We start from the raw sequence: 9,937 nt of genomic DNA, 5'->3' as shown, positions 1-9,937 counted from the left end.
ACGGAGGGGTGGCAGAGCCTGGTTGAATGCACCGGTCTTGAAAACCGGCAGGCCCTTCGCGGGTCTCGGGGGTTCGAATCCCTCCCCCTCCGCATCTCTCGCGCCGCCGGACGCCTGTGTCGATCCGGCCACAGCAGCCCCCTCCGGAGCCCGCCCGTCGGCCGGCTCCCCCATGTCCCTGCCGGTCGATCCCGGACACATCCGCGATTGTCATGAACGGTGGGCCCGGTGCTACGAACGGCCCTCGGCGGTGGCACCTGCGCGCACAGCGGTCGTGTAACTCGACTGAACGAGACGCATCGCGTGCAGATGCGGGGACCCGCGACGGCCCTGTAACACTGATCGCCTGCCCCTCGTGTGTACGGCCGACGCGGATGGATGGGACGGTCCCGCTCAACGGATTCGCCCCGTCCGTTCGCCCGTGCCCTGGTCCGGCACACCGCCCGGCGCCTCGTTCATCACCTCCACCTTTCTGATCGACGACGTACGTTTTTCTATGATGGCGAGACTCTTATCCCCGGCGACATCCAACGAACCTGCCCGCTCGCATGCCTTCGGCGGCCTCACCGTCGCCCTTCTCCTGGTGCTGGCAACGACGGTCGTAGCGGCGCCCCGGGCAACGGCACAGCCGGTCGGCTCGGACACGCCGGCCGGCGCGGATACCACCGTGATTTCGTTCGATCAGGCCGTCAACATCGCTCTGGACCAGAACACGAGCCTCAAGCGCGCCTCGAATGAGGTCCGCCGGGCCGAAACGAATGTCTGGGCCGAACGCATGGACTGGGCCCCGAACGCCACGCTCTCGTCCGGCCTCTCCCGCAACTTCGGTCGGAGCTTCTCGCAGGAGGAGGGCGGCATCGTCGATCAGTCGACCGACTTCTTCCGCGTCGACGTGTCCGGGAGCGTCTCCCTCCGTGGTCTCGGCGTCGAAAACTACGCGTCGATGAAGAACGCGGAATGGCAGGCGACCTCGAGCGAGCTGTCCCTCGAGCGAACGCGCCAGGACGTCGTTTTCCAGGTCATGAACCGCTACATCGCGCTCGTCGAAAACCGGGAGATCCTTGTCGTCCAGCGCGAAGAACTGGAGGCGCGTCAACAGCAGTTGCGGCAGATCGAGGAATTTGTCGATGCGGGCTCGCGCCCGGTCTCGGCGCTCTATGAGCAGCAGGCAGCGGTGGCGGAGGCGGAGTCGAACGTGCTCGCCGCCGAGCGGGACGTGCAACTATCCGAGACGCGGCTGATTCAGGTGCTTCGCCTCGACCCGATGGAGGCTTATCGCTTCGACGCGCCTGAGGTGGCCGAAAATGTCGAACCCGAAGCCGCCTACGACCTGACCGCGCTGATCACGCAGGCCTTCGACCAGCGGCTTGACCTCCGGGCCGACCGCGCCGGCGTGCAGGCCGCGGAAAGCAGCGTCTCGTCCGCCCGGTCGCAGTACCTGCCGACGCTCACGTTCAGTGCCGACTACGGTACGAACTGGTCGAGCACGGCGCCCGATTTCCAGCCGGTGCCGGGCACCGGTCAGACGCAGGAGCTGGGCTTTCTCACACAGCAAGGGGTGGTGGTCGACCAGCCCGTTCAGGTGGTGGACCCCGATTTTCAGGCGGTGGATTTTTACGACATCCTGGACCAGCGCCGCGGCGGAAGCATCGGCGTGAGCCTTCGGTTCCCGCTGTTCGACGGCCTTCGCCGAGAACAGCAGGTGGAAGAAGCGCAGGTGCAGCGGCTGAACGCGCAGTATCAACTCGAAGACCAGCGACAGCAGGTCGCGCTCGAGGTCCGCGAGGCCTACCTCAACTACCAGACGGCGGTCAAGCAGCTGGATGTGACGGAGAAGCAGGTGCGGGCGGCTCGTCAGGCCCGCGAAGCCGCGCAGGAGCGCTACAACCTCGGCGCAGCCTCGATCGTCGAGCTCACGAACGCGAACCGCAACTTCGTTCAGGCCGCGAGCCAGCGCATCCGTGCCCGCTACAACTTCGTGTTCCAGCAGAAGCTCATCGCCTACTATGTGGGCAACCTGAACCCGAGCGAATCCCTGTTTTAGCCCATCGCCCCGCGTTGCGCCCCGATGGGATCGCTTCACTATCCCCGACTCTTCTCTCTGACCCATGGCTACGTCTTCATCAACATCCTCCCGCCTCTTGCTCATCGTGGGCGGCGTGATCGTCGTCGGTCTCGTCGTCGTGCTCGCGGCGTGGTCCATGGGCGCCCTCGGTGGCGGAGAGGAGGGCACACAGGTTGAAGTCGCCGACGCCGAGCGTCGGACGATCACGCAGGTGGTGACCGCCTTTGGCCGCGCCCAGCCGGAAACGGAGGTGACGATCAGCCCGGACGTCTCAGGCGAGATCGTGGAACTGACGGTTCAGGAGGGCGACAAGGTGAAAAAAGGACAGTTGCTCACGCGTCTGCGCCCGGATAATTACGTGGCGGAGGTCGAGCGCGCCCGGGCGGAGGTGTCGCAGGCACGGGCGACCCTGTCTGAGCGGCGGGCCGACTCCCTGCAGGCACGCCAGCAGTTCGACCGGCAGAAGAAGCTGCATGAGAAAGGCGTGGTGTCGGACGCCGACTTTGAGACGGCGCAGTCGACGTACCAGCAATCCGTCGCGCGGCTGGAGGCAGCCCGGTATCAGGTCGAAAGCGCCGCGGCTCGGCTGCAGGATGCGCGTGAGCAGCTCGAAAAGACGCGGATCTACGCGCCGATGGACGGCACGGTGAGCAAGCTGAATGTGGAAGCCGGGGAGCGGGTGGTCGGAACGACGCAGATGCAGGGCACGGAGATCATGAACATCGCCCGGCTCGACCAGATGGAGCTTGAGGTCGACGTCAACGAGAACGACGTCGTCAATGTGGCCCTGGACGACACCGCAGCTATCGAGGTGGATGCCTACCCCGAGCGAAGCTTCCGCGGGAGCGTGACCGAGATCGCGAACTCGGCGCGGGTCAGTGGAGAGGGCACGCAGGACCAGGTGACGAACTTTCCCGTCAAAATACGCGTCCTCGATCCGCACAATGTGGATGCGCGAACCGTCGCGACGAACGGCAGCGGCGTAACGCGTCAGGAGCTGCCGACCGGCCCGGAAGCGCCGCCGAATCTCCGCCCGGGGATGAGCGGCACGGTGGACATCTTCACCCAGACGCTCGCCGACGTCGTCTCCGTGCCCATTCAGGCGGTGACGGTGCGGGACTTCAACGCGCTCGACCGGGACGGCAAGGAGCCGGAAGGGCTGGATCGGAAGGAAGATCTTCGCCGCGTTGTGTTCGTGGCGGAAGCGGACACCGCCCGGATGGTGGAGGTTGAAACGAGCATCTCCGATGATACGCACGTTGCGGTGATTTCGGGCCTCGACGGAGGGGAGCGCGTGATCATTGGCCCCTACAGCGCCGTAAGCCGTGAGCTGTCGGAAGGCGATCGAATCCGCATCCAGGACGACGAGGGCGAGTCCTCGTCCGTGGAGTTTGCGTCCAACTGATTGACGGCTCTCGCCCGCCGCACCCCGGACTTTTTCCAACCACTGGCTCCAATCCCATGGAAGCGACGCGCACCGATGCGGCGACCACTCCGAGCCCGGAGATGCCGCTCATTCAGATTACCGATCTTAAGAAACGCTACGAGATGGGCGCGGAGGTGGTCTGGGCCCTGGACGGCATCACGCTTTCCGTCGAGCGCGGCGAGTACATCGCCATTATGGGGCCGTCCGGGTCCGGCAAGTCGACCCTCATGAACATGCTCGGGTGCCTCGACACGCCCACGAGCGGGCAGTACCTCCTGAACGGGCAGGACGTAAGCGACTACACGGACGACGAGCTTGCTGAAATTCGAAATCGGGAGATCGGCTTCGTCTTCCAGACGTTCAACCTGTTGCCGCGCGTGGACTGCCTCCGGAATGCGGAACTGCCACTGATCTATGCCGGCATGTCGCGGGCAGAACGCCGGGAGCGCGCGGCGGAGGCGCTCCGGAATGTGGGACTGGGCGATCGAATGGATCACCGTCCGAACGAACTCTCCGGCGGGCAGCGCCAGCGCGTTGCCACCGCCCGGGCACTGGTCAACCGACCGTCGATCATTCTGGCGGATGAGCCGACGGGCAACCTCGACACCGAGACCGGAGGCGAGATCATGATGCTTTTCGAATCGCTCTACCGGCAGGGAAATACGCTGCTGGTGGTTACCCACGAGGAGGACATCGCCCACCATGCGCGTCGTATCCTCCGCCTGCGGGATGGAAAACTGGAGCAGGACCTGAAGGTGGATTCTCCCGAGCTTGCCGAAGCAACGGTCGAATAGAGAAGGACGAACGGCCTGTTTTCTGCGTGATAGGGGCGTCCGTTACCTCTTTTCCACGTCCCGGGGCCGAACCTGAGGGGTTCGTCCGTTCGTACACGAGGGTGTACCCGTCTCTCTTTTCTGCGCCCTCTCTGCCTGTCTATGGCCCGCAACCGTACATCCGATGCCGAAGCGTCCACCGTCGAGGGCGCCGACAATGAGGATACGGACGCGGCGCGATCTCCTCAGAAGTTGTGGACAGCGCTTCGGCGCATCTTCCGGCTGAGTCGGCCCTACCGGCTGCGTCTCTTAGCGGCCCTGTTCCTGCTGTCGGTCGGGTCTCTCGTTGCGCTGGTCGTTCCGCTGGGCCTGCGCGAGCTCCTCAATGCGGTGTTCGAGGAGGCCAACCGGTCCATGCTCGACCGGCTCACGCTCGGCCTTGTCGTCCTCTTCCTGATCCAGGCCGCCGTCTCCTTTTCCGGAAACTATCTGCTGGAGTGGACCGGCGAGCGCGTCGTCTCGGATCTTCGCCAGCGGATCTACCGGCATCTCCACCGGCTGACGCTCCGGTTCTTCAGCGATCACCGAACGGGGGATCTGACGTCGCGCCTCACGAACGATGTGGGCTCGGTTCGGAGCGCGGTCACGCAGGCGCTGGCCGACCTGCTGACGCAATCGCTCTCCCTCGTCGGCTCGGTCGCCCTGATGGTGGTGCTGAACTGGCGCCTCAGCCTCATCATCTTCCTCGTCGTGCCCGTCGTCACGATCATAGCGATCTACTTCGGGCGAAAGATCCGGTCGCTCTCGCGCAACATCCAGGACCGGCTCGCTGACACGACCGCCATTGCCGAGGAAGCGCTCTCCGCCATCCGCCTCGTGAAGTCGTTCGCGCGCTCGGGCTACGAAGTCGAGCGGTACAACGACGCGGTCGAAGAACTCTTCGAGGAGTCGCGAGTCCGGGTCCTGGTGTCCGCGACGTTTTCCTCGCTCGTCGGCCTGCTGTTCTTTTCTGCGCTCACCGCCATCTTCTGGTACGGGGGCACGGAGGTCCTCGCCGGACGGTTGACGACGGGCGACCTCGTGGCCTTCATCTTCTACGCCTTCAACATCGCGCGCAGCGTGGGCGGCATGTCCCGCCTCTACTCCACGTTCAACTCCGCCGCCGGCGCGACAGAGCGGCTCTTCGGACTGCTCGATACGGACCCGGAGATTCAGGACGCCCCCGATGCGAAGCCGCTCACGGATCTCCGGGGCGACATCGCCTTCGACCATGTCACGTTTGCCTACGAGCAGGAGCCGGTCTTGAAAGACCTGACACTGGAAGTGGAAGCGGGCGAGACGGTCGCGTTCGTCGGGCCGAGCGGGGCGGGAAAATCCACCGCGATCAGCCTCATTCCTCGCTTCTACGACCCGCAGGATGGCCGCGTCCTGATCGATGGACACGACCTGCGAACCGTCACCGTTCAGTCGGTTCGATCGCAGGTGGCGGCGGTGTCGCAGGACGTGCAGCTCTTCAATACGACCATCGCAGAGAACATTCGCTACGGTCGCCTCGAGGCGACAGACGCCGAGGTCGAGCGGGCCGCACGGGCGGCCAATGCGCACGACTTCATTGCGGCGCTGCCGGACGGCTACGACGCAGAAGTCGGGGAGCGGGGCGTGAAGCTGTCCGGCGGTCAGCGTCAGCGGATCGCCATTGCGCGTGCGCTCCTGCGGGATGCGAAGATCCTGCTTCTGGACGAGGCGACGTCGTCCCTGGATTCCGCTTCAGAAGCGCTCGTCCAGGAGGCGCTGGAGCGGCTGATGGAAGGACGAACGACGCTCATCATCGCCCACCGGCTCTCCACGGTTCAGGATGCCGATCGCATTCTGGTGTTCGACGACGGTCGGATCGTGCAGCGCGGAACGCATGACGAGCTCTTCGCCCGGGACGGGCTCTACCGGGATCTCGCCGCCCTGCAGTTTCGCGACGGCAACCGCGAGGAAGCGGTAGAGTCGCTCCGGGACCCGCGCTGAGGCCGGGAGGGGATGGGCGCTGAGGCCGGGACGGTGGTTTATCTCAATGCCAAAAAAGCCCGCCTCCATCGCTGGAAGCGGGCTCGTTGGGTTGATGCTACCGGGGGAACGTGGCGGTAGCGGGCCGGGATGCTCTGGTTAGGCGTCGTCTTCTTCCTCGTAGGAGAAGCTCTCCTGCACCGAGCGGTCCTGCTTGTGCACGACCAGCTGGCTCGGGATGTGCTTCTTCGCGATGTCGCGGCCGGCGCTTACAGCTTCCTTCTTGGTGCCGAAGAGCTTCGTGGCGCGCTCGGCCCCTTCACGGATCACGGCCCAGCCTTCCTCATGAGGCGAGACGTGGTAGACGACCTCTCCCTCGGCGTCCTGTACCTGCGTCACCAGCATGGCGCCCAGTGCGTCGAGCTTGCGAGACAGTTCGCCGACCTTGTCGGAGAGTCCCTGCACCTCATGACGCGTGGGAACGCCGATGCGACCGAGCGTGCTGTTCACCGTGCGGTTGACGACGTCTTCAACCGTCTTGGTCGCGTCGTCGATTCGCTGGCTGACGTCACTCGTCAGGGCGTCCTGCCGCTTCTTCAGGCTGCTGGTCGCGTCGTCGATCTGCCGGCGGCGCTTGTCTTCGTAGTCACGGCCCCGGTCGACCAGGGTCTTGAACACCTTGTCGCCTTCCTCTTCCACGCGCGAGAGCGCGCCAAGGCCGGCAAGCCAGATTTCCCGTCCCCGCTCGGTCAGCTCGTTCGGCAGGTTCGACAGGTCGATTTTCTTCTTTTCTACAGCGGTGTCTTTGGTGCTCATAAGGTCCTCTGCTCGTCAGTTCGAGAGGGCAATGTGCGTAGAGGGGTGTGCGCATCCGGGCAGGCATTCCCGCCGGGGCACGATCGGGTGACGCCAGAGGCCGGCAGCAGTCGATTCGCGCCAGCACAGATTCCGGATTCGTCACATACATAAATAACGCATCGCGTCATAGGTTCCCAGAGGGCTTGACGCACCGTGTCATTCTTGTAGATTAACACTCCCTTAATATAATCGCTGCCTGAGGCGCTCATCGGACGCCCGTCTGAAGCGAACTTCGTGTCACTTTGTCAGGAGCGTGTCCTGTGGCATCGCTTTCGCACCCAACCGATTGACCCGGCGGCGATGAATCTCGTGCCGCTTGCTATTGCGAATCAGGCACCGACCGAATATGAATCTGCAGAAGTTTACGGTGAAAGCGCAGGAGGCCGTGCAGTCGGCCATGGAGCGTGCGGCGTCCAGCAATCATCAGGGCGTCCAGCCCGCGCACCTGCTCGGCGCGTTTTTGACGGATACCGACGGCATCACCACGTCGATTTTGCGGCGGATCGGTGCATCGCTCGATACCCTTCGCCAGCGGACCGACGCAGCGCTCGAGAAGTTGCCGAAAGTCACGGGCGCCAGCGTTTCCGGTCAGTACCTCGGGGACGAGCTCAAGAAGGTGTTCGATCGGGCGCGTGCGGAGGCGGACTTGATGAACGACGAATACGTGTCGACCGAGCACCTGCTGATCGGCCTCGTGGAGAGCAAGGGCGAGGTCGGGCAGGCCCTGCGCGACCAGGGCGCGTCGAAGTCGCAGGTCCGTGACGTGCTGGAGGACGTACGCGGCGGGCAAAGCGCCGACGACCCGCATGCAGAAAGCCGGTACGAAGCCCTCGACCGTTTCGCTCGCGATCTGAACGACCTGGCGCGTCGAGGAAAGATCGACCCCGTGATCGGGCGCGACCAGGAGATCCGTCGCGTGCTTCAGATTCTTTCGCGCCGCACGAAGAACAACCCGGTGCTGGTCGGGGAAGCCGGCGTGGGGAAGACGGCCATTGCCGAGGGAATCGCCACCCGGATCGTGCAGGGCGACGTGCCCGAAAGCATGAAGTCGAAGCGCATTGTGGCGCTCGATATGGGCGCGCTCGTGGCCGGGGCGAAGTACCGCGGCGAGTTTGAGGACCGGCTGAAGGCGGTCGTGAAGGAAGTGTCGGAATCGGACGGGGAACTGATTCTTTTCATCGACGAGCTCCACACACTGATCGGGGCCGGTGCGGCGGAAGGAGCGATGGACGCCGCCAACATTCTGAAGCCTGCGCTCGCCCGCGGAGAACTCCGTGCGATCGGAGCGACGACGCTCGACGAGTACAAGCACATCGAAGACGACCGTGCGCTGGAGCGCCGCTTCCAGAAGGTGGTCGTCGAAGAGCCGTCCGTGGACGACACGATCTCGATCCTTCGTGGCCTGAAGGAGCGCTACGAGGTGCACCACGGCGTCCGGATCCAGGACAGCGCCATCATCAGCGCGGCGGATCTGTCCAATCGCTACATCACGGACCGGCAGCTCCCGGACAAGGCGATCGACCTGATCGACGAAGCGGCTGCTCGGCTGCGAATCGAGATCGACTCGATGCCCGCCGACCTGGACCAGCTCGACCGGGAGATTCGACAGCTTGAGATCGAGCGCGAGGCGATCAAGCGCGATGAGGACGACGAGAAGCTCGAAGACATCAACCATGGAATCGCCAGCCTGGAGGACGAGCGCGATGCCCTTAAGACGCGCTGGAAGGAGGAGAAGGATCTAATCCAGACGGCGCGACAGGCGAAAGAGCAGATCGATGAGCTACGCGTCGAGGCCGAAAACCTGGAGCGTGAAGGCAAGTACGATCGCGTTGCCGAAATCCGGTATGGCGACATTCCGGACCTGGAAAAGCAGGCCGAAGAGGCAAATGATAAACTGCAGGCAGTGCAGGAGGACGGTGCGCTGCTGAAGGAGGAAGTCGATGGCGAGGACATTGCCGAGATCGTCTCCAACTGGACCGGCATTCCGGTATCGAAGATGCTGGAGAGCGAGCGGCAGAAGCTTGTCCGGATGGAGGAGGAGTTGTCGCAGCGCGTGATCGGGCAGCCGGAAGCCATCGAGGTGGTGTCCGACGCCGTCCGGCGCGGACGCACCGGGCTGCAGGAAGAAAACCGTCCCATCGGTTCGTTCCTGTTCCTCGGCACAACCGGGGTAGGCAAGACCGAACTCGCAAAAACGCTGGCCGCTTTTCTGTTCAACGATGAGGACGCGATGGTCCGCATCGACATGAGCGAGTACCAGGAGAAGCATACGGCCAGCCGCCTCATCGGCGCTGCGCCCGGGTACGTCGGGTATGAGGAAGGGGGACAGCTCACGGAGGCCGTCCGGCGGAAGCCGTATTCCGTGGTGCTGCTCGATGAAATCGAAAAGGCGCACCCGGAGATCTTCAACGTCCTGTTGCAGGTGCTCGACGATGGCCGCCTCACCGACAATCAGGGGCGGACCGTGGACTTCACCAACACCATCATCATCATGACCTCGAACATGGGATCGGAGGTCATCACGGAGAAGATGGACAGCGTCGACGGCGGATACCTGTCGGACCTCGAACGTCAGGAGCTGGAGGATCATCTGCTGAAGATGCTTCGTCAGCGCCTCCGTCCGGAGTTTCTCAACCGGATCGATGAGGTCGTCACATTCCGTTCGCTGAGCCGGACGCACATCCGCCAGATCGTCGAGCTTCAGTTCGACCGCATCGCGGGCATCGCCAGCAAGAGTCACAACCTCACACTGCAGCTCTCGGACGCGGCCAAGGACTGGCTGGCCGATCGCGGGTTTGACCCGGCCTTCGGCGCCCGTCC

The 9,937-nt window shown here is 64.1% G+C and carries 6 protein-coding genes and 1 tRNA gene; 6 read left to right on the top strand and 1 reads right to left on the bottom strand.

What is annotated here, in order from left to right; genetic code table 11:
• Positions 1-2: 2 nt before the first annotated feature.
• The 5 genes from ACFCU0_RS07000 to ACFCU0_RS06980 all read left to right on the top strand — a co-directional run bounded on the left by ACFCU0_RS07000 (position 3) and on the right by ACFCU0_RS06980 (position 6,280).
• Positions 3-92, top strand: a tRNA-Ser gene (locus ACFCU0_RS07000).
• A gap of 329 nt (positions 93-421) precedes the next feature.
• Positions 422-2,044: a TolC family protein gene (locus ACFCU0_RS06995; RefSeq protein ID WP_434972952.1), complete on the top strand. Its 1,623-nt coding sequence runs from the start codon at positions 422-424 to the stop codon at positions 2,042-2,044.
• Between the two features lie 64 nt (positions 2,045-2,108).
• Positions 2,109-3,470, top strand: coding sequence for an efflux RND transporter periplasmic adaptor subunit (locus tag ACFCU0_RS06990; RefSeq protein WP_434972951.1), 1,362 nt, complete (start codon positions 2,109-2,111; stop codon positions 3,468-3,470).
• 101 nt (positions 3,471-3,571) lie between these two features.
• Positions 3,572-4,285 (top strand): ABC transporter ATP-binding protein, encoded by a 714-nt coding sequence (locus ACFCU0_RS06985; RefSeq protein WP_434972953.1) that lies wholly within the window; start codon positions 3,572-3,574, stop codon positions 4,283-4,285.
• 141 nt (positions 4,286-4,426) lie between these two features.
• Positions 4,427-6,280, top strand: coding sequence for an ABC transporter ATP-binding protein (locus ACFCU0_RS06980; RefSeq protein WP_434972950.1), 1,854 nt, complete (start codon positions 4,427-4,429; stop codon positions 6,278-6,280).
• A 138-nt stretch (positions 6,281-6,418) separates the two neighbouring features.
• On the opposite strand, the gene ACFCU0_RS06975 is transcribed toward ACFCU0_RS06980, so the two are convergent.
• The gene (locus ACFCU0_RS06975; protein ID WP_434972949.1) at positions 6,419-7,075 is read right to left on the bottom strand and encodes a phasin family protein; all 657 of its coding nucleotides are present in this window, start codon (positions 7,073-7,075) and stop codon (positions 6,419-6,421) included.
• Positions 7,076-7,463: 388 nt separating this feature from the next.
• Here ACFCU0_RS06975 and clpB point away from each other — a divergent pair.
• The coding region (clpB, locus tag ACFCU0_RS06970) for an ATP-dependent chaperone ClpB (protein WP_434972948.1) at positions 7,464-9,937 on the top strand (2,474 nt) is incomplete at its 3' end.

This window comes from Longibacter sp., assembly GCF_051155795.1.
Lineage (GTDB): Bacteria > Bacteroidota > Rhodothermia > Rhodothermales > Salinibacteraceae > Longibacter.
The sequence above is the reverse complement of the archived record's forward strand: the minus strand, read 5'-3'. Positions and strand labels throughout refer to the sequence as shown.

Coding starts and splice junctions, on each gene's coding strand:
- ACFCU0_RS06990 (WP_434972951.1), top strand. CDS start 2,109: ATGGCTACGTCTTCATCAACATCCTCCCGCCTCTTGCTCATCGTGGGC.
- ACFCU0_RS06985 (WP_434972953.1), top strand. CDS start 3,572: ATGCCGCTCATTCAGATTACCGATCTTAAGAAACGCTACGAGATGGGC.
- ACFCU0_RS06980 (WP_434972950.1), top strand. CDS start 4,427: ATGGCCCGCAACCGTACATCCGATGCCGAAGCGTCCACCGTCGAGGGC.
- ACFCU0_RS06975 (WP_434972949.1), bottom strand. CDS start 7,075: ATGAGCACCAAAGACACCGCTGTAGAAAAGAAGAAAATCGACCTGTCG.